This is a genomic window from Microbacterium ureisolvens (assembly GCF_015278315.1).
GTDB lineage: Bacteria > Actinomycetota > Actinomycetes > Actinomycetales > Microbacteriaceae > Microbacterium > Microbacterium ureisolvens.
Map to the genome: position 1 here is coordinate 128,827 of NZ_JADIJE010000010.1, position 24,042 is coordinate 152,868.

General features: G+C 70.4%; 25 protein-coding genes and 1 tRNA gene. 22 read left to right on the forward strand and 4 right to left on the reverse strand.

Features of this window, described 5'->3' with window-relative positions; genetic code table 11:
* Nucleotides 1–4 precede the first annotated feature (4 nt).
* The 10 genes from hemW (at nucleotide 5) to IM767_RS15550 (ending at nucleotide 8,844) form a co-directional block, all read left to right on the forward strand.
* On the forward strand, nucleotides 5–1,222 hold the full coding sequence (gene hemW / locus IM767_RS15505; protein WP_109211221.1) for a radical SAM family heme chaperone HemW: 1,218 nt from the start codon (nucleotides 5–7) through the stop codon (nucleotides 1,220–1,222).
* A 133-nt stretch (nucleotides 1,223–1,355) separates the two neighbouring features.
* The gene (hrcA, locus tag IM767_RS15510) at nucleotides 1,356–2,396 is read left to right on the forward strand and encodes a heat-inducible transcriptional repressor HrcA (protein WP_109211222.1); all 1,041 of its coding nucleotides are present in this window, start codon (nucleotides 1,356–1,358) and stop codon (nucleotides 2,394–2,396) included.
* Nucleotides 2,397–2,447: 51 nt separating this feature from the next.
* Nucleotides 2,448–3,563 (forward strand): molecular chaperone DnaJ, encoded by a 1,116-nt coding sequence (gene dnaJ / locus IM767_RS15515; protein WP_109211223.1) that lies wholly within the window; start codon nucleotides 2,448–2,450, stop codon nucleotides 3,561–3,563.
* A 3-nt stretch (nucleotides 3,564–3,566) separates the two neighbouring features.
* The gene (locus IM767_RS15520) at nucleotides 3,567–4,304 is read left to right on the forward strand and encodes a 16S rRNA (uracil(1498)-N(3))-methyltransferase (protein WP_109211224.1); all 738 of its coding nucleotides are present in this window, start codon (nucleotides 3,567–3,569) and stop codon (nucleotides 4,302–4,304) included.
* Between the two features lie 62 nt (nucleotides 4,305–4,366).
* The gene (locus IM767_RS15525; RefSeq protein ID WP_109211225.1) at nucleotides 4,367–4,714 is read left to right on the forward strand and encodes an HIT domain-containing protein; all 348 of its coding nucleotides are present in this window, start codon (nucleotides 4,367–4,369) and stop codon (nucleotides 4,712–4,714) included.
* A 70-nt stretch (nucleotides 4,715–4,784) separates the two neighbouring features.
* Nucleotides 4,785–5,816 (forward strand): PhoH family protein, encoded by a 1,032-nt coding sequence (locus IM767_RS15530; RefSeq protein ID WP_198426023.1) that lies wholly within the window; start codon nucleotides 4,785–4,787, stop codon nucleotides 5,814–5,816.
* A complete protein-coding gene (gene ybeY / locus IM767_RS15535; RefSeq protein ID WP_109211227.1) occupies nucleotides 5,813–6,283 on the forward strand; it encodes an rRNA maturation RNase YbeY in 471 nt (156 codons plus the stop codon). Before IM767_RS15530 ends, ybeY begins: the two co-directional genes overlap by 4 nt.
* Entirely contained in the window at nucleotides 6,280–7,632 is a 1,353-nt protein-coding gene (locus tag IM767_RS15540) for a hemolysin family protein (protein ID WP_109211228.1), read from the forward strand. Before ybeY ends, IM767_RS15540 begins: the two co-directional genes overlap by 4 nt.
* Nucleotides 7,629–8,567: a GTPase Era gene (gene era, locus IM767_RS15545; protein WP_109211229.1), complete on the forward strand. Its 939-nt coding sequence runs from the start codon at nucleotides 7,629–7,631 to the stop codon at nucleotides 8,565–8,567. The genes IM767_RS15540 and era overlap by 4 nt, the downstream gene beginning before the upstream one ends.
* An 82-nt stretch (nucleotides 8,568–8,649) precedes the next feature.
* Nucleotides 8,650–8,844: a hypothetical protein gene (locus IM767_RS15550; RefSeq protein WP_109211230.1), complete on the forward strand. Its 195-nt coding sequence runs from the start codon at nucleotides 8,650–8,652 to the stop codon at nucleotides 8,842–8,844.
* 6 nt (nucleotides 8,845–8,850) lie between these two features.
* On the opposite strand, the gene IM767_RS15555 is transcribed toward IM767_RS15550, so the two are convergent.
* Nucleotides 8,851–9,480 carry a hypothetical protein gene (locus tag IM767_RS15555; RefSeq protein WP_109211231.1) on the reverse strand — a complete coding sequence of 210 codons (630 nt, stop codon included), beginning with the start codon at nucleotides 9,478–9,480 and terminating at the stop codon, nucleotides 8,851–8,853.
* A gap of 260 nt (nucleotides 9,481–9,740) precedes the next feature.
* On the opposite strand from IM767_RS15555, the gene leuA reads away from it, so the two are divergent.
* On the forward strand, nucleotides 9,741–11,501 hold the full coding sequence (leuA, locus tag IM767_RS15560) for a 2-isopropylmalate synthase (protein ID WP_109211232.1): 1,761 nt from the start codon (nucleotides 9,741–9,743) through the stop codon (nucleotides 11,499–11,501).
* 153 nt (nucleotides 11,502–11,654) lie between these two features.
* Here the strand turns inward: leuA and IM767_RS15565 are convergent, their stop codons facing one another.
* Genes IM767_RS15565 through IM767_RS15575 form a run of 3 tightly spaced genes read right to left on the reverse strand, consistent with a single transcriptional unit; the run spans nucleotide 11,655 to nucleotide 13,497 of the window.
* On the reverse strand, nucleotides 11,655–12,341 hold the full coding sequence (locus tag IM767_RS15565) for a trimeric intracellular cation channel family protein (protein ID WP_109211233.1): 687 nt from the start codon (nucleotides 12,339–12,341) through the stop codon (nucleotides 11,655–11,657).
* Between the two features lie 38 nt (nucleotides 12,342–12,379).
* Nucleotides 12,380–13,033: a hypothetical protein gene (locus IM767_RS15570; protein WP_109211234.1), complete on the reverse strand. Its 654-nt coding sequence runs from the start codon at nucleotides 13,031–13,033 to the stop codon at nucleotides 12,380–12,382.
* The gene (locus IM767_RS15575) at nucleotides 13,030–13,497 is read right to left on the reverse strand and encodes a MarR family winged helix-turn-helix transcriptional regulator (RefSeq protein ID WP_162564332.1); all 468 of its coding nucleotides are present in this window, start codon (nucleotides 13,495–13,497) and stop codon (nucleotides 13,030–13,032) included. Before IM767_RS15575 ends, IM767_RS15570 begins: the two co-directional genes overlap by 4 nt.
* A 105-nt stretch (nucleotides 13,498–13,602) precedes the next feature.
* Between IM767_RS15575 and recO the strand changes: the two genes are divergently transcribed.
* The 11 genes from recO (at nucleotide 13,603) to IM767_RS15630 (ending at nucleotide 24,040) form a co-directional block, all read left to right on the forward strand.
* Complete coding sequence (gene recO / locus IM767_RS15580; protein WP_109211236.1) at nucleotides 13,603–14,346, forward strand: DNA repair protein RecO; 744 nt, start codon at nucleotides 13,603–13,605, stop codon at nucleotides 14,344–14,346.
* A complete protein-coding gene (locus tag IM767_RS15585; RefSeq protein WP_109211237.1) occupies nucleotides 14,343–15,155 on the forward strand; it encodes an isoprenyl transferase in 813 nt (270 codons plus the stop codon). Before recO ends, IM767_RS15585 begins: the two co-directional genes overlap by 4 nt.
* A gap of 79 nt (nucleotides 15,156–15,234) precedes the next feature.
* Nucleotides 15,235–16,032: a hypothetical protein gene (locus IM767_RS15590; RefSeq protein ID WP_109211238.1), complete on the forward strand. Its 798-nt coding sequence runs from the start codon at nucleotides 15,235–15,237 to the stop codon at nucleotides 16,030–16,032.
* A complete protein-coding gene (locus IM767_RS15595; RefSeq protein ID WP_109211239.1) occupies nucleotides 16,032–17,027 on the forward strand; it encodes a hypothetical protein in 996 nt (331 codons plus the stop codon). The genes IM767_RS15590 and IM767_RS15595 overlap by 1 nt, the downstream gene beginning before the upstream one ends.
* A 61-nt stretch (nucleotides 17,028–17,088) precedes the next feature.
* The gene (locus IM767_RS15600; RefSeq protein WP_109211240.1) at nucleotides 17,089–17,769 is read left to right on the forward strand and encodes a DsbA family oxidoreductase; all 681 of its coding nucleotides are present in this window, start codon (nucleotides 17,089–17,091) and stop codon (nucleotides 17,767–17,769) included.
* Between the two features lie 171 nt (nucleotides 17,770–17,940).
* On the forward strand, nucleotides 17,941–19,107 hold the full coding sequence (dusB, locus tag IM767_RS15605; RefSeq protein WP_109211241.1) for a tRNA dihydrouridine synthase DusB: 1,167 nt from the start codon (nucleotides 17,941–17,943) through the stop codon (nucleotides 19,105–19,107).
* A complete protein-coding gene (locus IM767_RS15610; RefSeq protein ID WP_109211242.1) occupies nucleotides 19,097–20,461 on the forward strand; it encodes a deoxyguanosinetriphosphate triphosphohydrolase in 1,365 nt (454 codons plus the stop codon). Before dusB ends, IM767_RS15610 begins: the two co-directional genes overlap by 11 nt.
* Nucleotides 20,461–22,317: a DNA primase gene (dnaG, locus tag IM767_RS15615; protein ID WP_109211243.1), complete on the forward strand. Its 1,857-nt coding sequence runs from the start codon at nucleotides 20,461–20,463 to the stop codon at nucleotides 22,315–22,317. The genes IM767_RS15610 and dnaG overlap by 1 nt, the downstream gene beginning before the upstream one ends.
* Before the next feature lie 50 nt (nucleotides 22,318–22,367).
* Nucleotides 22,368–23,153, forward strand: coding sequence for an ATP-binding cassette domain-containing protein (locus IM767_RS15620; protein WP_109211244.1), 786 nt, complete (start codon nucleotides 22,368–22,370; stop codon nucleotides 23,151–23,153).
* 77 nt (nucleotides 23,154–23,230) lie between these two features.
* Nucleotides 23,231–23,303 (forward strand) — tRNA-Asn (locus tag IM767_RS15625).
* A gap of 65 nt (nucleotides 23,304–23,368) precedes the next feature.
* On the forward strand, nucleotides 23,369–24,040 hold the full coding sequence (locus IM767_RS15630) for a hypothetical protein (RefSeq protein ID WP_109211245.1): 672 nt from the start codon (nucleotides 23,369–23,371) through the stop codon (nucleotides 24,038–24,040).
* Nucleotides 24,041–24,042 lie beyond the last annotated feature (2 nt).

Consider the following 24,042-nt stretch of genomic DNA (forward strand, 5'->3'; position numbering starts at 1 on the left):
GCTGATGGGCTCAGCTCTTCCGCTCGGCGAGCCCGTTCCCGCGGACGGCTCGCTGCCGCCGGGCACGCGCGTCGACCCGGCGACCGACTTCGGCGTCTACCTGCACGTGCCGTTCTGCCGTGTGCGCTGCGGGTACTGCGACTTCAACACCTACACCTCCTCCGAGCTGCGCGGCACCCGCCAGGACCAGTACGCCGACACGCTGCTCGGCGAGATCGGCCTCGCGGCCCGGGTGCTCGCGGGCTCCGGCGGCAACCGTCCGGCATCGACCGTGTTCTTCGGCGGCGGCACGCCGACGCTCCTCCCGCCCGGCGATCTGGCGCGCATGCTGGGCGGCGTGCGCGACGCGTTCGGCATCGCGACCGGGGCCGAGGTGACGGTCGAGGCGAATCCCGACACCGTCTCGCCGGCGGTCGCGGCCGAGCTGGCCGCGGCTGGGGTCACCCGGCTGTCGATCGGCATGCAGTCCACCGTGCCGCACGTGCTCGCGGCCCTCGACCGCACGCACGACCCCGCCAACGTCCGCACCGCCGTGGCCGCGGCGCGCGGCGCGGGACTCGACGTCAGCGTCGACCTCATCTACGGGGCGCCCGGGGAGTCGCTCGACGACTGGCGGGCCTCGATCGAGGAGGCCGTGGCCCTGCAGCCCGATCACATCTCGGCCTACGCCCTCATCATCGAGGAGGGAACCAAGCTCGCCCGTCAGATCCGTCGGGGCGAAGTCCCCGCGCCGGACGACGACCTCCAGGCGGACATGTACGAGCTGGCCGACGATCTCCTCGCCGGCGCCGGCTTCGACTGGTACGAGGTGTCGAACTGGTCACGCGGCGACGCGCACCGTTCCCGCCACAACCTGGCGTACTGGACGGGCTCCGACTGGTGGGGTTTCGGACCCGGGGCGCACAGCCACATCGGCGGCGTGCGGTTCTGGAACGTCAAGCACCCCGCCGCCTACGCCCAGCGTCTCGCGGCGGGGGAGTCGCCGGCGGCGGGACGGGAGATCCCGGATGCCGCAGCCCGGGCGCTCGAGGGTGTGCTGCTGCGCACGCGCATCCGTGACGGGCTGCCGATCGAGGAGCTGCTCGGCGAGGGCCGCCACGCCGTCGCCGCGCTGATCGCGGACGGCCTGATCGAGGGGCCGGCGGCCCTGCGCGGACGCGTCGTGCTGACCCGTCGCGGACGGCTCCTGGCCGACGCCGTCGTGCGCGCGCTCACCGAGTGAGGCCCGCCGGTCGTTCCGGGCCGGCGCTCCGTGTGTCGTCGGCCGTCGCTCGGCGATCGTGGCGAGGCATCGGATAGAATTGGCACTCGAGTCATGCGAGTGCCAGGTCTCAACAGCAGCGTGAGGAGGCGGGATGGTCAGCGAGCGAGGTCTGCAGGTGCTGCGGGCGATCGTCCAGGACTACGTCGACACGCGCGAGCCTGTCGGCAGCAAGGCGATCGTCGAGCGGCACGCCTTCGGCGTGTCGGCGGCGACCATCCGCAACGACATGGCGCTGCTGGAGGACGAGGAGCTGATCGCGGCTCCGCACACGTCGTCCGGACGCGTGCCGACCGACAAGGGCTATCGCGTCTTCGTCGACCACCTGGCCGAGCTGCGCCCGCTGTCCCCGGCGCAGCGAGCGGCCATCGCGTCCTTCCTCGACGGCCCCGGCGACCTCGACGACGCGCTCGTGCGCACGGTGCGCGCCCTGACGCAGCTGACCGGCCAGGTCGCCATCGTGCAGTATCCGTCCTTCGCGCGCGCCACGGTCACCCACGTCGAACTGGTCCAGCTCGGCGGCGGACGGATGCTGGTGATCGTGGTCACCGACACCGGGCGGGTCTCTCAGCGCCTCACCTTCGTCGGCGACGAGTTCGATGACGCCGACCTCGCGCACATCCGCGCGCGCCTCGGAACCCTGCTCGTCGGACGCCCCGTGCGCGAAGGCCTGCAGCGCATCGCCGAGCGGCTCGACGGACCGGATGCGAAGGCCCCTGCCCACGAGCGCGCGACCGACGAGATCGTGCGTGCCGTCGCTGAGGAGCTCGAGGAGTTCCGCCAGGACAAGCTCGTGATGGCCGGCAGCGCGAACCTCGCTCGCAGTGAGTCCGACTTCCGCGGGAGCATCTACCCCCTTCTCGAGGCGATCGAGGAGCAGGTGACGCTCCTGCGACTGATGGGAGAGATGGTCGCGGACGAGCAGGGCCTCGCCGCCAGCATCGGACGCGAGAACGCGGCGTTCGGCCTGGGCGAGGCATCCGTCGTCGCCAGCGATTACGACGCGACCGGCTCGCTGGCGCGCGTCGGCGTGCTCGGGCCGACCCGCATGGACTACCCCACGAACCTCGCGGCGGTCCGTGCCGTCGCGCGCTATCTCACGCGCATGCTCGAGCAGGACGAGAACTCCCGCTGACGCTCGCGCGCACCCACGAATCCGCGGCACGGCCGCGACAGGAAGGCGAAAGTGGCTGACCACTACGAGGTCCTCGGCGTCTCACGCGACGCCTCCACCGACGAGATCAAGAAGGCCTACCGCAAGCTGGCCCGGCAGCTGCACCCCGACGTCAACCCCGGCGAAGAGGCGTCCGAGCGATTCAAGCTGGTGACGCACGCGTACGACGTGCTCAGCGACCCCGAGCAGCGCGCCCGCTACGACATGGGCGGCGGGGACTCGCCGTTCGGCGGCGGAGCCGGCGGCTTCGGCGGGTTCAACGACATCTTCGAGACCTTCTTCGGCGCCGCGGGCGGCGCGCGGGCAGGCCGGCCGCGCTCGCGCCGCGAACGGGGCCAGGACGCCCTCGTCCGGGTGACCCTCGAACTCGGCGACGTGGTCTTCGGCACGCATCGCGACATCGAGGTCGACACCGCGGTGGTCTGCGAGACGTGCCAGGGCTCGTGCTGTCAGCCCGGGACCAGCCCGGTCACGTGCGACATCTGCCACGGCACCGGCAACGTCCAGCGCCAGGTGCGCAGCCTCCTCGGCAACGTCGTGACCACGCAGCCGTGCAACGTGTGCCAGGGCTACGGCACGACGATCCCGTACCCGTGCGCGACGTGCCAGGGCCAGGGCCGCGTGCGTGCGCGCCGCACCGTGTCGCTCGACATCCCGGCCGGCGTCGAGACCGGCCTGCGCCTGCAGCTGCCGGGCTCGGGCGAGGTCGGCCCCGCGGGCGGCCCCAACGGCGACCTGTACATCGAGGTCACCGTCCAGCCGCACGAGGTCTTCAGCCGCGACGGCGACGACCTGCTGGCGACGCTCGAGGTCTCGATGCCCGACGCGATCCTCGGCACGACCACGACCATCGAGTCGCTCGACGGACCCGTCGAGCTCGAGGTGCGCCCGGGCGTCCAGGGCGGCGATGTGCTGACGATCAAGGGCCGCGGCATCACGCCGCTGCGCGGTTCGCAGCGCGGCGATCTGAGGGTCGGCGTGCACGTGGTGACCCCGACGCGCCTGGACCACAAGGAGCGCGCCCTCATCGAGGAGTTCGCCAAGCGCACGAAGGCGCCCGCGCCCAAGCTCGCCGAGTTCCACCAGGGCCTGTTCGCGAAGCTGCGCGACCGGTTCCGGAACGCCTGAGTCGTGGCCCTGCACTTCCTCCTCGACGAACCCGCCTCCGCGAGGCCCGGCGACACCGTGACGCTCACGGGCGCGGAGGCGCACCACGCCTCGACTGTTCGCCGGGTCCGCGTGGGCGAGGAGGTCACGGTCGGCGACGGCCGCGGTGCGTGGCTCGTCGGAGACATCGAGTCGGTCGCGCCCCGCGAGGTCGTGGTGCGGATCCGCGAGCGGACGGATGCCGCGTCCCCGAGCCCGCGCGTCGTGCTCGTGCAGGCGCTGGCGAAGGGGGACCGCGACGAGCTCGCCGTGCAGGCGGCGACCGAGCTCGGTGTCGACGAGATCGTGCCCTGGCAGGCGGCGCGCAGCGTCTCGCGCTGGGACGCAGCGAAGGCCGCCAAGGGCCGGGCCCGCTGGGCGACGATCGTGCGCGAGGCCGCCAAGCAGGCGCACCGAGCCTGGGTGCCCGAGGTCGGGGAGCTGACCACCACCGCGGCGCTGGCGCGCCGGGCCGCGGCATCCCGTCTCCTCATCCTGGAGCCCACCGCAGACGCGCCTCTCAGCGGGATCGCACTTGACGCGGACGAGGCACGCGACCTCGTGCTGGTCGTGGGCCCGGAGGGCGGGATCTCCTCCGAGGAGCTCGAGGCACTGCGCACGGCCGGTGCGGAGCTGGTGCGACTCGGCGACACGGTGCTGCGCACGTCAACGGCCGGGCCTGCCGCTCTCGCGATGCTCAGCACCGCGCTCGGGCGCTGGTGAGCAGCCGACGTGGCCGCCGCCGGTCCGAGCCCGCGCCGGGGGCCCGTCGCTAGACTTGCGGCATGAGCGAACCGTCGATCTTCACGCGCATCCGCAACGGGGAGATCCCGTCCGAGATCATCGCCGAGACCGAGAATGCGTTCGCGATCCGCGACATCCACCCGCAGGCGCCCGTGCACCTGCTGGTGATCACGAAGTCGGAGGACTACCGCAACGTCGTGGAGCTCGCCGCGGGCGACCCCGACCTGCTGGCCGAGCTCGTGGGACTCGCGAACAAGCTGGCCGCGGAGCACTCCGACGGCGATTTCCGTCTGGTATTCAACACAGGCCCGAACGCGGGCCAGACCGTCTTCCACGTGCACGCCCATGTGCTCGCGGGAGGCCTCGAAGAGAAGAGTGTCGGTGACTGATCACGACAGTCATGAACCCGCGGGAGACCGCGACAGCACCGTCGAGCGCATCTATGCGGACGGCGTCGCGATGGTGCAGCTGCTCGGCCCGCAAGACCGTCTGCTGAGGGTCGTCGAGAAGGAGCATCCGGGTGTCGACGTCCACGTCCGCGGCAACGAGATCACCCTCACGGGCGAGCGCGGCGCGGTCGCGGCTGCCCGTTCGCTCGTCGATGAGCTGCTCGCGATGACCAAGGCCGGCCACGCCCTCGGCGAGCAGGACGTCGCGTCGTCCAACCGCATCCTGCGCAGCGAGGGCGGCCCGCGTCCGTCCGAGGTGCTCGGCGAGGCGATCCTGTCGTCGCGCGGAAAGGTCATCCGCCCGAAGACCCTCGGGCAGAAGGCGTACGTCGACGCGATCGAGGAGAACACGATCGTCTTCGGCATCGGTCCCGCCGGAACCGGCAAGACCTATCTCGCGATGGCCAAGGCGGTCCAGGCGCTGCAGCGGAAGGAGGTCAGCCGCATCATCCTGACGCGTCCCGCGGTGGAGGCGGGGGAGCGGCTCGGATTCCTGCCCGGCACGCTGACCGACAAGATCGACCCGTACCTGCGCCCGCTGTACGACGCGCTCAACGAGATGATGGACCCCGAGCTCGTGCCCAAGCTCATGGCGACCGGCACCATCGAGGTCGCGCCGCTGGCGTACATGCGCGGGCGCACGCTGAACGACTCGTTCGTCGTGCTCGACGAGGCGCAGAACACCACGCCCGAGCAGATGAAGATGTTCCTCACGCGTCTCGGCTTCGGAACGCGCATGGTCGTCACCGGCGACATCACGCAGATCGACCTGCCCCAGGGCGCATCGGGCCTGCGACTGGTGACACGCGTGCTCGGCGACATCGACGACATCCACTTCGCCTACCTCACCAGCGAGGACGTCGTCCGGCACACGCTGGTCGGCCGGATCGTCGACGCGTACAGCGAGTACGACGAGCGTCGGATCGCCGCCCGCCGGGAGCGCGACGAGGCATCCGAATTCGCCAACCGCGCCGAGCGCCGCGCCGGCATCGGCCGCAGCGGCGGACCCCGTGACCACCTTCCGAAGCGAGGACGCCCATGACCATCGAGATCGGCAACGAATCCGGCATCGCGGTCGACGAGACGGTGCTGCTGCGGCTCATGGAGCACAACCTCGCCGAGCTGCACGTCAGCCCCGACGCCGACGTCGCGATCCTGCTCGTGGACGAGGGCGCCATGGAGGCGCTGCACGTGCAGTGGATGGACGAGCCCGGCCCCACCGACGTCCTGAGCTTCCCGATGGACGAACTGCGACCGGGCACGGAGGACGCGCCGACGCCCGCGGGCCTCCTCGGCGACATCGTGCTGTGCCCACAGGTGGCCGAGACGCAGGCGGTCGCCGCCAAGCACTCCACGATGGACGAGCTCATCCTCCTGACGACGCACGGACTTCTGCACCTGCTCGGCTTCGACCACGCCGAGCCGGAGGAGGAGCGCGAGATGTTCGGCCTGCAGCGCGAGCTCATCGCCTCCTTCCAGGCGTCCGAGCGCCGACGACCCCGCGCATGACCGCGGCTCTTCTCCTCGTAGCAGCCGCGCTGCTTCTCGCCTTCGGGGCGTTGATGGTCGCGATCGACGCGGCCATGGGCGTCACGTCCCGTGCCGACCTGGCCGAACTCGGCGCGGATGGACGCAACGCGCCGGCGTTGCGAAGGATCGCCGCCGACCCCGACGCGCACGCCAACGCCGTGATCTTCATCCGGGTGCTCGCTGAGACGACGGCGGCGGTGCTCGTGACGGTCGCCTTCGTGGACCTCTTCAACAGCATCTGGTGGGCGATGCTCGCCGCCGCCCTTCTCATGACGGGCGTTTCGTATGTCGTCGTGGGCGCGAGCCCGCGCACGGTCGGCCGCCTGCACGCACGGGGACTGCTGCGCGGCGCGGCGCCGGTCATCCGCGGCGTCCGCATCATCCTCGGTCCGCTGGCGCACGGTCTCGTCGCGCTCGGCACGCGCATCACGCCGGGCGCGTCGCGCGGTTCGTCCTTCGCCTCCGAGGAGCAGCTGCTCAGCATCATCGACGAGGCCGCCGAGAACGAGCTGATCGAACAGGACGACCGCGAGCTCATCCACTCGGTGTTCGATTTCACCGACACCTTCGTGCGCGCGGTCATGGTGCCGCGCACCGACATGGTGACGGTGGATGCCTCGACCTCGACGCGGGAGGCGATGACGATCTTCCTGGAGAAGGGCGTCTCGCGCATGCCCATCGTCGACGACGACGCCGACGATGTCGTGGGTGTGCTGTACCTCAAGGACCTCGTGCAGTTCGGCTTCCGCGACGAGTCGGGCTGGCGGGACGCCCCGATCAGCCGCATCGCGCGCCCGGCGGTATTCGTGCCCGAGTCGATGAAGGCCGAGACGCTGCTGCAGCAGATGAAGCGCGACGCCGTTCACGTGTGCCTCGTCGTCGACGAGTACGGCGGCGTGTCGGGTCTGGTCACCCTCGAGGACCTCATCGAGGAGCTCGTCGGCGAGATCTCCGACGAGTACGACCCGCGGGCGTCGGAGGTCACCGAGCTCGAACCCGGCCACTACCGGGTGAGCGCCCGCCTCGGCCTCGACGAGGTCGGCGACCTGTTCGGCCTCGAGCTCGAGGACGAGGACGTCGATTCCATAGGGGGACTGCTCGGCAAGGCGCTCGGTCGCGTGCCCCAGCCCGGCGCGACGGCCGAGTACGCCGGCCTCGTGCTCACCGGAGGCGCCTCCCGGGGGCGCGGACGCGGCATCTCGACGGTCTTCGTCGAGCGCGGCGACCCCGCGACGGACATCGGCCGGCCGCCCCGGACGGGTGAGATCCGCGTCGTGAGCCCCCGTACCGGCGAGATCCGGCTGCCGAGGAAGGAAGACACCCCATGAGCGACAGCGACTTCACCCCGGAGGCCGGCGCCGCGAGCGAGCCGGTCGAAGGGCGCTCCGGCTTCGTCACGTTCGTCGGCCGCCCGAACGTGGGCAAGTCGACGCTCACGAACGCGCTGGTCGGCGAGAAGGTCGCGATCACCAGCGACAAGCCGCAGACGACGCGTCGTGCCATCCGCGGCATCCTCAACCGGCCCGCCGGCCAGCTCGTCATCGTCGACACCCCGGGACTCCACAAGCCCCGCACGCTCCTCGGGCAGCGGCTCAACGACCTGGTCGAGCAGGTGCTCGGCGATGTCGATGTGATCGGCTTTTGCGTCCCCGCGACGGAGAAGGTCGGCCCCGGCGACCGCCGCATCGCCGAGTCGCTCAGCGGCTATGGCCGTGCGAAGAAGGTGGCGATCGTCACGAAGACGGATGCCGCCAGCCGCGAGCAGATCACCGAGCGGCTCATCGAGGTGGACCAGCTGCGGGAGGACTGGGCCGCGGTCATCCCGCTGTCCGCGTTGACGCGCGATCAGCTCGACGTCCTGAGCGATCAGCTGCTCGCCCTCATGCCGGAAGGGCCCGCGCTGTATCCGGAGGGCGTCGTCACCGACGAGTCGACCGAGGATCGCATCGCCGAGATCATCCGCGAAGCCGCCCTCGACGGGGTGCGCGACGAGCTGCCCCACTCGATCGCCGTGGTGGTGCAGGATGTCGAGCCTCGCGAGGACTCCGACCTCACCGACATCTACGCCGACATCGTGGTGGAGCGCGACAGCCAGAAGGGCATCATCATCGGCCACAAAGGCTCTCGGCTGCGTGATGTCGGCGCTCGGGCACGCGCGCAGATCGAGCCGCTCGTGGGCACCAAGGTGTTCCTCAAGCTCCACGTCCGCATCGCCAAGGAGTGGCAGCGCGATCCGAAGCAGCTGGGCCGCCTCGGGTTCTGACGGCGGGCGGATGCTGCGCCCCGGCCCCTACCGATCGCAACGGGCGTAGCCTGGCCATGAGCCGATCCGAGAGGAGCGCACGATGTCCACGGCCACGGCTGCTCAGGCACTGCCCTGGAACGATCCGCGCGACGACATCGCCGTGGGTGTGCTGATGTCGAACGGCCGCCTTGCACCGCGCAGGTTCTCAGACCGTGCCGAGGCCGAGGCTTGGGCGCGTCCCGAGGAGGGCGATCGCGTCGTCGAGTGGAACCTCATCTGCGAGTGCGACGACTGACGATGCTCAGCCGCCGGTCTCGGTGATCGCCGACCGGATCACGATCGTGTCGGCCCCGTACTCCGCGTCGGCGGCTTCCTGCCAGCTTCCGTCGTCCCACACCACGTCCACCCACAGCCAGCCGTCCTGCGGGAACGACGAGAGGTAGGACTCGCCGAGCTTGTCGGGCAGTTCCTCCTGGATCGCCGCGAGAGTCGCCTCGTCGCCGGCGCCCGGCTTGCCGCCGGTCGGATCCTCCGGCCGGATCGGGTCGTAGAGCGCCAGCATGATCGGCGGCTGCGTGGACGTGAACGTCTCACCGTCGTAGGTGCCGCGCACGGCGTACGCGCCCCAGGTGACGTCTCCCGACGATTCGGCGCCTTCGACCTCGTCCCACGTCCACCCTTCGAGCGGGATTCCCGAGCACTGCGGAGGGAACGACTCGGCCACCGCGCCCAGGCACAGCTGCACCTCGCCGGCGGTGTCGAGGACGGTTCCCGTGGCGGCCACCTCGCCCTCCGGGGGCACCGGGGTGACCGATCCGAGCGCCGGCGAGTCCGACGTGCTTCCCGGCGGCGCACTTGCGCATGACGCTGCGACGAGCATGACGACGGCGGCCGTGGTGGCGACGCCGAAAGGGCGACGAAGACCTCTCATACCCGGTCGGTGTCCCGAGTGCGCCGATCGTCTCAGAAACGGGATGCCGCGGCATCCGTCTTCCGCGTGGTTCGCGCCGGATCCGGAACGGGGTGTAGCCTGGTGCCATGCGCTTCGGCGGGCTCCTCCTTCTTAGCCGCCGCGACGAGACCTCGTTCTAGGGCCTTCCTCGTCGCGGAGCTTCTCGTTGGCCCGCATCATCAGGCATCGAGCCGACCCGATCGGGTGAACCGCTCGAAAGACGAGAGAAGCGACGAATCATGGAGAACACCCAGAAGCCCTCGGGCATGCCGATCCACAAGTATCGGCCGTTCCATCAGCAGATCGCGGTGGATCTGCCCGACCGCACGTGGCCGGACCAGCGCATCACGACCGCCCCGCGCTGGTGCGCGGTCGATCTGCGCGACGGCAACCAGGCGCTCATCGACCCGATGAGCCCTGAGCGCAAGCGCATCATGTTCGACCTCCTCGTGAAGATGGGCTACAAGGAGATCGAGGTCGGCTTCCCCTCGGCGAGCCAGACCGACTTCGACTTCGTTCGACAGCTCATCGAAGAGGACCTGATCCCGGACGACGTCACGATCCAGGTGCTGACGCAGGCCCGCGAGCACCTCATCGAGCGCACCTACGAGTCCATCGCGGGCGCCAAGCAGGCGATCGTGCACCTGTACAACTCGACGAGCACACTGCAGCGCGAGGTGGTCTTCCGCACCGACGAGCAGGGCATCATCGACATCGCCCTCGAGGGTGCGCGTCTGTGCCGCGAGTTCGAGAAGCGCATCCCCGAGACCAAGGTCTACTACGAGTACTCGCCCGAGAGCTACACCGGCACCGAGCTCGAGTTCGCGCTGAACGTGTGCAACCAGGTGATCGAGATCTTCGAGCCGACGCCCGAGCGCAAAGTCATCATCAACCTGCCCGCGACCGTCGAGATGGCCACGCCCAACGTGTACGCCGACTCGATCGAGTGGATGAGCCGTCGCCTGGCCCACCGCGAGAACGTCATCCTGTCGCTGCACCCGCACAACGACCGCGGCACCGCCATCGCCGCCGCGGAGCTCGGCTACATGGCCGGCGCCGACCGCATCGAGGGCTGCCTCTTCGGCAACGGCGAGCGGACCGGCAACGTCGACCTGGTGGCGCTGGGCATCAACCTGTTCACGCAGGGCATCGACCCGCAGATCGACTTCGGCGACATCGACCAGGTCAAGCGCACCGTCGAGTACTGCAACCAGCTGCCCGTGCACGAGCGCAGCCCGTGGGCCGGTGACCTCGTGTTCACCGCCTTCAGCGGATCTCACCAGGACGCCATCAAGAAGGGCTTCGAGGCGATGGAGGCGCGCGCGGCCGAGGCCGGCGTGTCGGTCGACGAGATCGAGTGGGCGGTGCCGTATCTGCCGATCGACCCGAAGGACCTGGGCCGCTCGTACGAGGCCGTCATCCGTGTCAACTCGCAGTCCGGCAAGGGCGGCGTCGCCTACCTGCTGAAGACCGACCACTCGCTCGACCTGCCGCGCAAGCTGCAGATCGACTTCTCGGGTGTCGTGCAGGCCAAGACCGACGCCGAGGGCGGCGAGGTCACGAGCGACCAGATCTGGAAGATCTTCACCGACGAGTACCTGCCCTCCGACATCGCCGACGAGCGCTGGGGCCGGTTCGAGCTGCTCGCGACGAGCACGCGCAGCGACATGTCGGGCGACGTGGCGCTCGATATCACTCTGCGCGACGGCGACGAGCGCTTCGACGCGTCGGGCCGGGGCAACGGGCCGGTGGCCGCGTTCCTCGAGATCATCCGCGCCCAAGGCTTCGATGTGACCCTGTACGACTACGTCGAGCACGCGCTCAGCGCCGGGGGCGACGCCCAGGCCGCCGCGTACATCGAACTCCAGGTCGATGGCGAGCGCCTGTGGGGCGTCGGCATCGACTCGGACATCTCGACCGCATCGCTCAAAGCGATCGTGTCGGGTGTGAACCGCGCCATCCGCACGCGGGAGCGCTCCGGAGCCCTCGCGGGCGTCTGAGCGCGAACCGTCGACGGGTGTGCGCGGGTGATCCCCGTGCGCACCCGTCGGTGTTCGCCCCAGCGGCGAGCCGACGGCCGAGAGAGCGAAGAGTGTCCGCGCAGCGCTGTTCGGCGTGCTGTTCGTGCTCTTTCGACGGGCAGGACGGATGCCTCAGGGCTTGACGATCGGGATCGTCGAGGTCTCGACGGCCACCTTGCGGCGGTACAGCGCGCGCTGCTCCGGCAGGGAGATGTCGAAGATCACGGCGAGCAGACGGATGACCGCGGTCACGACGATGCCGATGACGGCCGCGACGACCACGTCGACGCCGAGCTGCTGCGCGGTCGCGAGGACGAGGCATCCGACTCCCGCGGCGACCGCGTAGAGGGAGCCCACGTGCATGATGGCGACGGGCAGGCCCATGATGACGTCGCGGAGGATGCTGCCGCCCACCGCCGCGCACACGCCCACGAACACCGCGGGAATCAGGGGCAGCCCGAGCACCAGCGCCTTACTCGTGCCGAAGGCGCCGAAGAGGCCGATCACGAGTGCATCGAGCCCGACGATGACGGCGTTGAGCCGCTGGAACAGGCCCGCCAGCAGCATGCCGAAGAGAGCGGCCCCGGCCGCGGTCAGCAGGTACCAGTTGCTCTGCAGCGTGGTCGGCTCGACGTTCAGGAGCAGGTCGCGGATGAGTCCGCCGCCCATGCCGACCAGGATGCCGATGATCGCGACGCCGAGCATGTCGAGGCGCCGCTCTCCCCGGAAGCCGGAGGCGAAGAGCGCGCCCTGGATGCCGCCGAGACCCACGGCGACGAGATCGGCCCACAGGGGGATCACGAAGACCGGCTCGTTCACTCCTCCATTGTCCCCGCCGCCGCGGTCGGTCGGTGCATTCAGGGGATGTGGGTGCGCACCGCGTCGAGGAAGCCGTCCAGGTCATCGGTCCACAGCCGCACCGCGTCGATCTCGACCGGTTCTTCGGAGAGCCGGGTGGTCACCGGCTTCTCGAGGACGATGAGCACGTTGGTCTCGTTCGCCATGCGCAGCGCGAGTGTGCGCCCGTGCTCTTCCTCCCGGACCTTGGGCGCTTTCTCGGCCACGTCGCGCGACCGCTCCACCGAAGCGATCACGTCCCACGGCAGATCGACGTCGATGTCGGCACCGAGCCGGGCGCGGATGCCATCGGGGCCGACCGCGTGCGGACGCGTGAGATAGCTCAGCGCGAGGCCGATCATCCAGGTGAGGCCCCAGATCCCCGCGATCAGCAGCGGGATGCGCACCCACGGCCACGGATGCACGATGAGGTCGATGATCGGGATCTCGACAGCCGACAGCACGATGAAGATCATTAGGATCGTGATGACGGGGGCGTGGTACGCGAAGCCGCTGGCTCCGTCGGGCACGCGCGGCCGGCGGAAGATCCAGCGGTACAGCGCCTGCCAGATGCCGATCTCGGCGCGCACGGCCATCCGCGCGAAGCGGAGGACCGAGTTCCGTCGAGGGGGCGCTTCCGCCACCGCGGCGTCGGCGGGTGCGGGATGGGTCATTCCGGCGCCTCGCGTTCATCCTCGCGCGCCGCGTGCTCTGCGACGAGAGTCTGCAGCCGCTCCAGCACATGCTGCAGAGCGGTCGCGGTGACGCGCACGGTGTCTTCATCGAGTCCCGCGACGAGGTCGGCGCCGAGCGTCTCGTGCTCGGCATCCATCGTCTCCATGATGGTCAGCCCTCGTTCGGTGAGGTGCACGAGCACCGCTCGCCGATCGGTCGGATGCGGTTCGCGTCGCGCGAATCCCGTCGCCTCGAGCGCGTCGACCAGCGTCGTGACGTTCCGCGGCGTGACGCCGATGGTCTCCGCCAGCTGCGCCTGCGTGACGGGACCGCCGTGGTAGAGCACCCAGAGAAGGTGCGTACGGGGCACGGTCAGGCCCCGGCGGTCGAGCTCGCGCGCTTGGTCGGCCTCGAGAACCTGCGAGATCGCGAGCAGGGTGTCCAGAATCTTCGTGGCCGACATAGTGAACATTATACATAATGAACATCAACCCCAGCCTGGTCGCCACTTCGGGGTCGGCGTCGGCCGCTGCGGCCGGATCGGCGGACGCGCAGGGATAATTGACAGGTGCCCACCTACCGCGACGAAGTCGTGGTCCTGCGCACCCACAAGCTGGGGGAGGCCGACAGGATCGTGACGATGCTGAGCCGCCGCCACGGCAAGCTGCGCGCCGTCGCCAAGGGGGTGCGGCGCACGTCATCGCGGTTCGGCGCGCGGCTCGAGCCGTTCATGGTCGCCGACGTGCAGCTGTACCAGGGGCGCTCGCTCGACATCGTTCAGCAGGCCGAGTCGCTCGGCTCCTACGGGGCCGAGATCGCCGCCCACTACGACCGCTACACGTCCGCGCACGCCATGGTCGAGGCGGCCGACCGACTCAACGAGGCCGAGGCGACACCGCAGCAGTACCTGCTCCTGGTGGGCGGACTGCGGGCGCTCTCACGCGGCGAGCACGCGTCGCGCAGCGTCCTGGACTCGTACCTGCTGCGCGCGATGGCCCTCTCGGGCTGGGCTCCGGGACTCTCGGAATGCGCCCGCTGCGGTCGCAACGGCCCGCACGACACCTTCGTCGCCCAGCAGGGCGGCATGATCTGCCGCGACTGCGCGCCGACAGGCGCCGCGCGCGTCGACCCGAGCACCGTCTCGCTCCTGCAGTCCCTCATGGCGGGGGAGTGGGACGTGGTGGATGCCGCGTCCCCGGGTTCGACGGCTGCCGCTTCGGGGCTCATCGCGGCGTACGCGCAATGGCACCTCGAGCGCGGCATCCGCTCGCTCTCGCATGTCTCGTCCTCGCCGGCGGAAGGAATCAGGTGAGCCCCAAGCCCTATACGCACCGCGACGCGGTGCCGTATCGCCCGCTGGACTGGACCGGCGTCTACCCGCCGGAGTACCCCAAGGGGAGCGTGCCGAACCACATCGCTATCGTCATGGACGGCAACGGGCGCTGGGCGAACCGCCGGGGCCTCACCCGCATCGAGGGGCACAAGGCGGGAGAGGCCGCCCTGCTCGATGTCGTCGCCGGCGCGATCCAGGCCGGTGTGAAGCACCTCTCCGTCTACGCCTTCTCGACCGAGAACTGGTCGCGTTCGCCCGACGAGGTCCGCTTTCTCATGGGCTACAACCGCGACGTGCTGCACCGGCGCCGCGACCAGCTCAACGAGTGGGGCGTGCGCATCCAGTGGGCGGGCCGCAAGCCGCGCCTGTGGGGCAGCGTCATCAAGGAACTCCAGTTCGCCGAGCAGCTCACGACCGGCAACGACGTGCTGACGCTGACGATGTGCGTGAACTACGGCGGCCGCATCGAGCTCGTCGACGCCATGCGCTCCATCGCCGACGACGTCGCGGCGGGGCGGCTGAAGCCGTCGGCGGTGTCGGAGAAGCTCATCCAGCGTCGGCTGTACCGTCCCGACATGCCCGACGTCGACCTCTTCCTGCGCTCCAGCGGCGAGCAGCGCACGTCGAACTTCCTCCTGTGGGAGTCCGCCTACGCCGAATTCGTCTTCCTCGACACACTGTGGCCGGATTTCACCCGGAAAGATCTGTGGCACGGCATCGACGTGTTCCTCGGCAGGAACCGGCGGTTCGGCGGCGCCGTCGACGCCCCCGACGCCTCGGCATCCTGACATGGAGGCGTATCCAACGCGCCGTCACACCCCTCCTGCATGATGTGAGCCGCGTGGGCGGCCGGTCAGGAGGCGGGTCATGGCGCTGTCGCGACCACGGTTCGGCGCTGTCGCGCTCGTGACCGTCAGCGCGCTGCTCGCACTCGCGGGCTGCGCAGCGCCGACGACGGAGACGGATGCCGGTGGCACGGCGTCCGCGACCCCGTCCCCGTCGACCAGCCAGACGGCGGACACGGACGACGGGGAAGATGACGGGCGGACGGATGCTGACGGCGAAGCGGATCCGACTCAGAGTCGGGTGCGCGTCGGACCCGCCGTCGACTACGGCGGTCCCGACGGCGGCGACCAGGGTGACGCCGAGTTGATCGCCGACGGGGTGTGGTGCGAGACGATCGCGGTGTTCTGGGGCGGTGCGGTGCCTGACGGCGTGCGGTTCCTCTTCCAGACGGCGCTGATCGGTGGTCCGGGTCTGCAGGTGCGGGAAGGCGCATGCGGATCAGCGCAGAATCCTGCCTGCCTGGGTCTGACGCTCGAGGCGGGCGACAAGACGGTCTTCTGCAGCCTCACCGTTGTGCCGCAGGCGGACTTCGAGAACGGCACGGGCATCTCGTTCGCCGGGAGACTCGAGTGTCCGACTGCCGAGGTGTGCGATGCCGTCGTCGCGCGACATGTGGATCGTGGTCCGCCGATCACGGTGACGGCGCCCGCGGACACGGACGATGAGGAGAATGATCAGCAGGAGCAGGAGCAGGGCCAGAAGGATCAGGACGGCGAGGAGCAGGATCAGGACGGCGAGCAGGAGAACCAGGACCAGGACCAGGACCACCAGCAGCAGAACGATCAGGACCCGCCCTCGAACGACCAGGACCAGGGCTGATGGCTCGCCGCTCTCGCACTGCTGGATCCCGCCCGTCCGACACCGACGAAGCCGGAGCCGAAGCGGATGCAGGACCGGTCGACGCGACGACCGAGCCCGGTCTCGGCTTCGAGAAGTGGATGGGATTCCTCTCCTCGTTCGTGGCACCGCTCACGCTCGTCACGGCACTGCTGTTCTACTTCGGCTATGTGTCCACGCGCGAGTTCTTCCGCTACTTCGGGGTCGACGTGGACATCATCGGGCTGAGCACGCAGGAGTTCGTCATGCGGAGCCCTGGCGCCCTCTTCATCCCGGTGATGGCGCTCATGCTGCTGGCGGCCGCCGTCATCATCGGCCACCGTGCGCTTCGACGCCGGATCATCGCCAAGCCTGGGACGACGCGCCGTCGAGTGATCGGTGCGATCGCGTGGACCGGAATCGTGTTCCTGCTCGCAGGCCTGGCCGCAGCCTTCATTGTGCCGCTCCTCGACGACTGGGCCGTCGGCGAACTGCTCACGCCCTTGTTCCTGGCGATCGGCGCAGGCCTCTGCGCCTACGCCGCCTCGACCGTTCGCGTGCTCGGCGGCGCGACCGTGGGCCGTGCGGTGGTGGTGCTGCTCGTCCTCGTGATGGTGGCAGGCACGTTCTGGGCGACGGCGACGATCGCGAAGTGGTGGGGCCTCGGTCAAGCGCGCGAGCTCGCCGCCGACCTCGAGACGCTGCCCGCCGTGGTGCTGGACACTCAGGAGCGGCTCTATCCCGGCAACGACGCCATCACGTTCCGGCGACTCGGAGAGGCGGCATCCGCCGACGAGGCCGTCCCGCAAGCCGACGCCGCACCGGCGATGTTCGGTTACCGATACTTCGGCCTCCGCCTGCTCGCGCAGGGCGACGGTCGACTGTATCTCGTGCCCGATGCCTGGTCAGCGGATGCCTCGACCATCGTCGTGCCGTACGACGATGTACGCGTGCGGTTCCGGTTCGTGCCGGACGCCGATCCGCCGACGGCGCCGTGACGGCCGTCGCCGCGACGCATTCGGTGGAATAGAAGCGTCGACGTCCGCGGTTGTCCTCAGCATGACGGACGCCATCAAGATCGACGTGTGGAGCGACATCGCCTGCCCCTGGTGCTACATCGGCAAGCGCAACCTCGAGAACGGGCTGGCCGCGGCATCCGCGGATGACGACGCCCCCGCTGTGGAGGTGACGTACCACTCGTTCGAACTTTCGCCCGACACCCCCGTCGACTTCGAGGGCGATGAGCTGGACTTCCTCGCCGAGCACAAGGGCATGCCCCGCGCCCAGGTGCAGCAGATGCTGGAGCGGGTGACCGGCGTCGCAGCCGACGCCGGACTGGAGTACCGCTTCGATCTGCTGAAGCACACCAACACGGTCAAGGCCCACGAGCTCCTTCACTTCGCCAAGGAACAGGGCCGGCAGCTCGAGCTCGCCGAGCGCCTCATGTCGGCGTACTTCACCGAGGGCCGCCACCTCGGCCGTGAGGACGAACTGGTCGAGCTGGCGACGGATGCCGGACTCGACGCCGACGCGGCCCGCGACGCCCTCCAGAGCGGCCGCTACCTCGATGCGGTGCGCGCCGACCAGGCGCAGGCCGCCGCCTACGGCATCAACGGCGTGCCGTTCTTCGTCATCGACGGCAAGTACGGCGTGTCGGGCGCTCAGCCCGCCGACGCCTTCGCGCAGATCGTCCGGCAGGTGTGGGCCGAGCATCGCGAGCCCGCCGACGTCGACGCCTGACTCATCCTGCACAGAGGCCCGTCGCGGATCGCGGCGGGCCTCTGCCATGCCCGCGCCGAGCAGGATCTCGCACCGAGCTTCGCGGCGCCCCGGATCGGCGCGGGCTCCCAACCGTTCCACAGGCCAGGCGCCGTTCAGCCAAGGGACGGATTCCTGTAAGAGAATGGAACTGTGACGACTGCCCTCGCTCCCGCGCGCACGCTGCGCATCGGGCCCATCGAACTCGACGCCCCCGTGGTGCTCGCGCCGATGGCGGGCATCACCAACACGGCCTTCCGTCGCCTGTGCCGCGAGTACGGCGCCGGCCTGTACGTCAGCGAGATGATCACCACGCGCGCGCTGGTCGAGCGCAACGCGACCACGATGCGGCTGATCACGCACCACGACTCCGAGAAGCCCCGCTCGATCCAGCTCTACGGCGTAGACCCCGCGACGACCGAGGCCGCGGTGCGACTGCTGGTGGAGGAGGATCGCGCCGATCACATCGACCTGAACTTCGGATGCCCGGTCCCGAAGGTGACGCGCAAGGGCGGCGGCGCGGCGCTGCCGTGGAAGACCGGGCTCTTCCGCGAGATCGTGACGCGGGCGGCTCGGGCTGCCGGAGACATCCCGCTCACCGTCAAGATGCGCAAGGGCATCGACGCCGACCATCTCACCTACCTCGACGCGGGACGCATCGCAGAGGACGCCGGTGTGGCAGCGGTCGCCCTGCACGCCCGGACGGCGTCCGAGTTCTACTCCGGTGAGGCCGACTGGTCGGCGATCGCGAAGCTCAAGGAGACGGTCACCAGCGTGCCGGTCCTCGGCAACGGCGACATCTGGTCGGCCGACGACGCCGTCCGGATGATGGCGGAGACCGGCTGCGACGGAGTCGTGGTCGGACGCGGATGCCTCGGGCGTCCGTGGCTGTTCGGCGACCTCGCGCGCGCACTGGGCGCCCCCGGCGCCGCCCCGGCCGCTCCGGTCGATGCGACACTCGGCTTCGTGGCCAGGGCGTTCCGGCGTCACGCGGAGCTGCTGGTGGATTTCTTCGAAGACGAGGGACGCGGTTGCCGCGACATCCGCAAGCACGTCGCGTGGTACTTCAAGGGGTATCCCGTCGGCGGGGAGCTCCGCGCGAGCCTCGCCACCGCCTCGACTCTCGCCGAGATCGACGACCTCCTCGCGACCATGGATCTCGACGCACCCTACCCGGGTGCCGCCGCCGAAGGGCAGCGCGGACGCGCCGGCACCCCCAAGCGTCCCGCGCTTCCGGACGGCTGGCTGAACTCGCGCGACCTGACCGCCGAGGCATCCACCGCCATCGCCGAAGCGGAACTCGACCACAGTGGCGGCTGACGTCACGGGCACGGCGTCCGATCGGCCGGGCGGTTATGACGACGCCGATGCCGCCCGTTTCCACGCCGAACGCCACCGATCCCAGCGCGACGACTTCGCGCGTGACCGCGCCCGCGTGCTTCACTCGGCGGCGCTGCGACGGCTCGCCGCCAAGACGCAGGTCCTGAGCCCCGCGAGCCCCGCCGACTTCGCCCGCAACCGGCTCACGCACTCCCTCGAGGTGGCGCAGGTGGGCCGCGAGCTGGCCACGGCGCTCCACCTCGCCGCCGACGTCGTCGACACCGCGTGTCTCAGCCACGACCTCGGCCACCCGCCGTTCGGACACAACGGCGAACGCGCGCTGAACGAGTGGGCCGAAGGCTTCGGCGGCTTCGAGGGCAATGCCCAGACCCTGCGCATCCTCACCCGCCTCGAGCCGAAGGTGATCGACGCCGACGGCCGCAGCTTCGGTCTCAACCTCACGCGCGCGAGCCTGGACGCCGCGTGCAAGTACCCGTGGACCGCCGATCACCCGCTCCCGGATCCCGGAGGACGCCTGAAGTTCGGCGTGTATCCGGAGGACGAGGAGGTCTTCCGCTGGCTCCGCGCCGACGCTCCCGGACGCGTGCGCTGCATCGAGGCCGAGGTCATGGACCTCTCGGACGACATCGCCTATTCGGTTCACGACTTCGAGGACGCCGTCGTCAACGGGTACCTCGACCCCGCGCGCCTGGCCGATCCGCGCGAGCACGAGTGGCTGCTGACCGCGATCCAGTCATGGGTCGGCTTCGACTTCGCGCGAGACGAGCTCGAGGACGCCCTGTTCCGCCTGACGCGTATGCCCGAATGGATCGATGCCTTCGACGGCACGCGGGCGGCCCTCGCGCGGCTGAAGAACCTCACCTCCGACCTCATCGGCCGCTTCGCCCGGGCCGCCACCACCGCCACGCGGGAGTCGTACGCAGCCTCCGTGCTGACGCGCTACCGCGGCCACCTGGTGGTGCCCCGTGTCGTCGAGGCCGAGATGGCCGTGCTCAAGGGCATCATCGGCGCCGCCGTCGTGTCGATCGAGGGGCGCAAGGACCTCTACAAGGAGCAGCGACGGGTGCTCAAGCGGGTCGCGACCGCCTTGTGGGAGCAGCCCGCGGCTCTTGATCCGCTGCACACGCAGGACTTCGCCGCGGCGGAGACGGATGCCGCACGCCGACGTGTCGTCGTCGACCAGGTCGCGAGCCTCACCGACCAGCTGGCGATCGCGTGGCACGGCTCTCTGGTCGGGCCGGTGGATCCGGCATCCGTCGGCGTCTGGGCGCCGGGCGCTCGCCCCATGGACACCGCCGCCGGCCGCGCGGGCGAATCCTTCGGGGTCCGCTGATGGCCGGGCGGATCCGCCAGGCGGACGTCGACGAGGTCAAGGCGCGCACCAACATCGCCGACATCATCGGCGAGCGAGTGGCGCTGAAGTCGGCCGGCGTCGGCTCGATGAAGGGGCTGTGCCCCTTCCACGACGAGCGCAGCCCGAGCTTCAACGTGCGACCGCAGGCCGGCTTCTACCACTGCTTCGGCTGCGGCGAGTCGGGCGACGTGTACTCGTTCCTGCGGGCGATGGACCACGTCACCTTCACCGAGGCCGTCGAGCGCCTCGCCGGCCGGATCGGCTACACGCTGCACTACGAGGACGGCGGAGCCGCCCCCGAGCACACCGGCCGCGCACGCCTCTACGCCGCCAACGCCGCGGCGGCCGAGTTCTTCCGGGCCCAGCTGATGACGCCGGAGGCCGACACCGCGCGCCGCTTCCTGGGGCAGCGGGGCTTCGACGCCGGCGCGGCCGCGCACTTCGGCGTCGGATATGCCCCGAAGGGCTGGTCGGGCATGCACGCGGCGTTGCGGGCTCAGGGCTTCACCGACGAGGAGCTCACGTCCGCCGGCCTGGTGTCGCAGGGGCAGCGCGGCGTCTACGACCGATTCCGTGGCCGCGTGGTGTGGCCGATCCGCGACGTCACGGGCCAGGTCATCGGCTTCGGCGCCCGCCGGCTCTACGACGACGACAACGGGCCCAAGTACCTCAACACGCCCGAGACGACCATCTACAAGAAGGCGCAGGTGCTGTACGGGCTGGATCTCGCCAAACGCGACATCTCCCGCGAGCACCGCGTGGTCGTCGTCGAGGGCTACACCGACGTCATGGCGTGCCACCTCGCCGGCATCACCACGGCCATCGCGACCTGCGGCACCGCGTTCGGCTCCGACCACATCACGGTGCTCCGCCGCGTCATGGGCGACGACTCGACCGCGGGCGAGGTCGTCTTCACGTTCGACCCCGACGCCGCCGGCCAGAAGGCCGCGCTCCGGGCGTTCGCCGACGCCAAGCGGTTCAACGCCCAGACCTACGTCGCCACCGGTCCGCAGGGACTCGATCCGTGCGACCTGAGGCTCGCCCGCGGCGACGGCGCCGTGCGGGCGCTCCTGGAGACCAAGGTGCCGATGGTGGAGTTCGTGCTCGACCAGCGCATCGCCGGGTACGACCTTCGCAGCGTGGAGGGGCGCGTCGGTGCGCTCCGGACCGCGGCCCCCGTGGTCGCGGAGCTGCGCGACCCGCTGCTTCAGCCGGAGTACGTGCGGGTGCTCGCCCGCCGGCTCGGCATGGACACCGAGGATGTGCGCCGTGAGGTGGAGCGCTCCGGCCGCGGAGGAGGTCGGCGTGACGCGACTGCCGGCCCCGAGCCGGCGCAGCCGGCACCCGACGATGGCGCCGTGCGGGTGACGCTCGCCACGCTGCCGCGCACCCCGGACGCCGGCCTCGAGCGCGACGCGCTCATGGGCGTCCTGCAGTTCGGCCACCGCATGGACTCGTCGCTGGTCGCGCGCGCCCTCGAGCTGCCGTTCCGCACCCCAGCCCTCGACGCCGTGCGCAGGGCCGTGCTCGAGGCTCCCGACATGCAGCGGCCAGGATGGTCGGTGGATGCCGTGGCCACCGTCCGCGAGCCCTACCGGTCGCTGGCTGCCGAGCTGCTGGCGGGCGATTTCCCTGCGCTGCACGACGACGCGGCCGTCGCGTCCGCGGGCGACCTGGCCCGCCGGCTGGTGATGCGAGGCCTGGATCGGGAGAAGGCGGAGCTCCTCGGGGCCATCCAGCGGGTGCCGGCCGAGTCGGAGGAGGGGCGAGGCATCCGTCTGCGCCTGCGCGAGCTCGACGTCCGTCGTCAGGCGCTGGCGGACGAGGCCTCCTGACCACCCGTCCTCGAGTGGCGCCGCGCCGAGCCTCAGGGCAGGATGAGAGGATGGCTCGCCGAAGAGACGCGGATGTCGCGATCGATTGCTCCGATCTGTCGATCGCTCGCGCGGGACGCGGCGGCCCCTCGCAGCGCGTGGTCGACGGCGTCTCGTTCCGCCTCCCGCACGGAGGCATGCTCGCGGTGATGGGCCCCACCGGCTCGGGAAAGTCGTCGCTCGCGGCGGTTCTTGCCGGCGCCGACGAGCCCGGTCTCGCGGTCGTGGGCGGTCAGGCGCTCGTCGAAGGCATCCCCGTCCGCCGTCCAGGCCGCGCGCACCGGTATCTGACTTACTACGCGGTCTACCTGCCCCAGTCGGCGGGCGCTCGTCTTCCGGCACGCCTGACGGTCGCGGAGGTGATCGGCGAGCCCATCACGAGCCGCGATCGCCGCGTCAGCCAGCGAGGGCTGGCTGTGCGCGTGGCGTCTCTTCTCGACGAGCTGATGCTGCCACTGGGCGCGGCGCCGAAGTACCCGTACGAGCTGAGCGCGGGGATGCGTCAGCGCGTCGCGCTCGCCCGCGCTCTGGTGCTCCAGCCGAAGGTGCTCATCGCCGACGAGCCCTTCGCCAACATGGACGTCGAGGTCCGCAAAGCTGCACGCGAGGCGGTGCTGCGTCGGCGTGCGGAGCTGAACATGGCCGCCCTCGTGGTGACCAACGAGACCGAGGTCGTCGGCGAGCTCGACGCCGACGTGCTCGTGCTGCGCGCCGGCCATGCCGTGGCCTTCGGCCATGGCGTGCGCGATCTGCTGTGGACGCCCAGCGAAGCCGATCGGCGACTTGTCAGCCCCTGAAAGATGGCGCGGTGGTCATGAGCACCGCTCGAGCTTTGCTAATATGGACTGGTTGCCCGCACGAGAGTGCGGAACATTCCTCCATAGCTCAATTGGCAGAGCAATCGGCTGTTAACCGATAGGTTCTTGGTTCGAGTCCAAGTGGGGGAGCGAAAGCCTCGGGGCTCCACCCCCGGGGCTTTCTTCGTCTCCGGGGAACTGTACGAGGAGTGCACATGGCGGCTCGACCGAAGCCCGCGCCGCGATTGGCGGTGGAGGGCGGCGTCCCAGCTCCCGCCCCGATCCACCGCTCGGCGCCGCTGCTGATCGCTCTCGGTCTCTTCGCCGCCGCGGTGGCCTGGGTCGGGATCGTCGTGCTCATCGGAGGCGACCCGCTCATGTTCCCCATCTCGGTGCCCTCACCGTGGCCTTTCCTGGCGCTCGTGCCGTCGATCGCCGCCATCCTCCTCGCGGTGCGCGGCCTGGTCGCGTGGTCGCTCGTGTGCGCCGTGGCCTCGCTTTGGCTGGTGCCGACCGGCCTCGCGACGGTGGTCGTGGTGGCCGTCGCGCTGGCGACCGCGCGCGGCATCCGTCGCCAGTGGGCGGCCCACGACCTCGACACCGTGATCGCGACCGCCGCCGCGCACGACCTGCCGGTCCTGGTCGTCCAGCATGTCGCAGGAGAGGGGCGCCGCCGCAAGACCACTGACACGACGCAGGTGCAGGTACGCGACGTCGACACGGGCGAGCTGTCGACGGCGCGCGTGTGGGGCCCGATGCGCACGGGCACCACGTTCGTCCGTCAGGGCATGAACGTCATCGCGCAGGCGCCACCGGGATCCGACGCCGAGCTGCGTCGCTGGGTCGAGCGCCAGAACCGCCGATCCGCCGACGGAGCTGAGGACTGACG

Bases quoted from the DNA above. Each gene is read 5' to 3' on its own strand.
- hemW (WP_109211221.1), top strand. From the start codon at position 5: ATGGGCTCAGCTCTTCCGCTCGGCGAGCCCGTTCCCGCGGACGGCTCG.
- hrcA (WP_109211222.1), top strand. From the start codon at position 1,356: ATGGTCAGCGAGCGAGGTCTGCAGGTGCTGCGGGCGATCGTCCAGGAC.
- IM767_RS15525 (WP_109211225.1), top strand. From the start codon at position 4,367: ATGAGCGAACCGTCGATCTTCACGCGCATCCGCAACGGGGAGATCCCG.
- IM767_RS15530 (WP_198426023.1), top strand. From the start codon at position 4,785: ATGGTGCAGCTGCTCGGCCCGCAAGACCGTCTGCTGAGGGTCGTCGAG.
- ybeY (WP_109211227.1), top strand. From the start codon at position 5,813: ATGACCATCGAGATCGGCAACGAATCCGGCATCGCGGTCGACGAGACG.
- IM767_RS15540 (WP_109211228.1), top strand. From the start codon at position 6,280: ATGACCGCGGCTCTTCTCCTCGTAGCAGCCGCGCTGCTTCTCGCCTTC.
- era (WP_109211229.1), top strand. From the start codon at position 7,629: ATGAGCGACAGCGACTTCACCCCGGAGGCCGGCGCCGCGAGCGAGCCG.
- IM767_RS15550 (WP_109211230.1), top strand. From the start codon at position 8,650: ATGTCCACGGCCACGGCTGCTCAGGCACTGCCCTGGAACGATCCGCGC.
- IM767_RS15555 (WP_109211231.1), bottom strand. From the start codon at position 9,480: ATGAGAGGTCTTCGTCGCCCTTTCGGCGTCGCCACCACGGCCGCCGTC.
- leuA (WP_109211232.1), top strand. From the start codon at position 9,741: ATGGAGAACACCCAGAAGCCCTCGGGCATGCCGATCCACAAGTATCGG.
- IM767_RS15570 (WP_109211234.1), bottom strand. From the start codon at position 13,033: ATGACCCATCCCGCACCCGCCGACGCCGCGGTGGCGGAAGCGCCCCCT.
- IM767_RS15575 (WP_162564332.1), bottom strand. From the start codon at position 13,497: ATGTCGGCCACGAAGATTCTGGACACCCTGCTCGCGATCTCGCAGGTT.
- IM767_RS15590 (WP_109211238.1), top strand. From the start codon at position 15,235: ATGGCGCTGTCGCGACCACGGTTCGGCGCTGTCGCGCTCGTGACCGTC.
- IM767_RS15595 (WP_109211239.1), top strand. From the start codon at position 16,032: ATGGCTCGCCGCTCTCGCACTGCTGGATCCCGCCCGTCCGACACCGAC.
- IM767_RS15600 (WP_109211240.1), top strand. From the start codon at position 17,089: ATGACGGACGCCATCAAGATCGACGTGTGGAGCGACATCGCCTGCCCC.
- dnaG (WP_109211243.1), top strand. From the start codon at position 20,461: ATGGCCGGGCGGATCCGCCAGGCGGACGTCGACGAGGTCAAGGCGCGC.
- IM767_RS15620 (WP_109211244.1), top strand. From the start codon at position 22,368: ATGGCTCGCCGAAGAGACGCGGATGTCGCGATCGATTGCTCCGATCTG.
- IM767_RS15630 (WP_109211245.1), top strand. From the start codon at position 23,369: ATGGCGGCTCGACCGAAGCCCGCGCCGCGATTGGCGGTGGAGGGCGGC.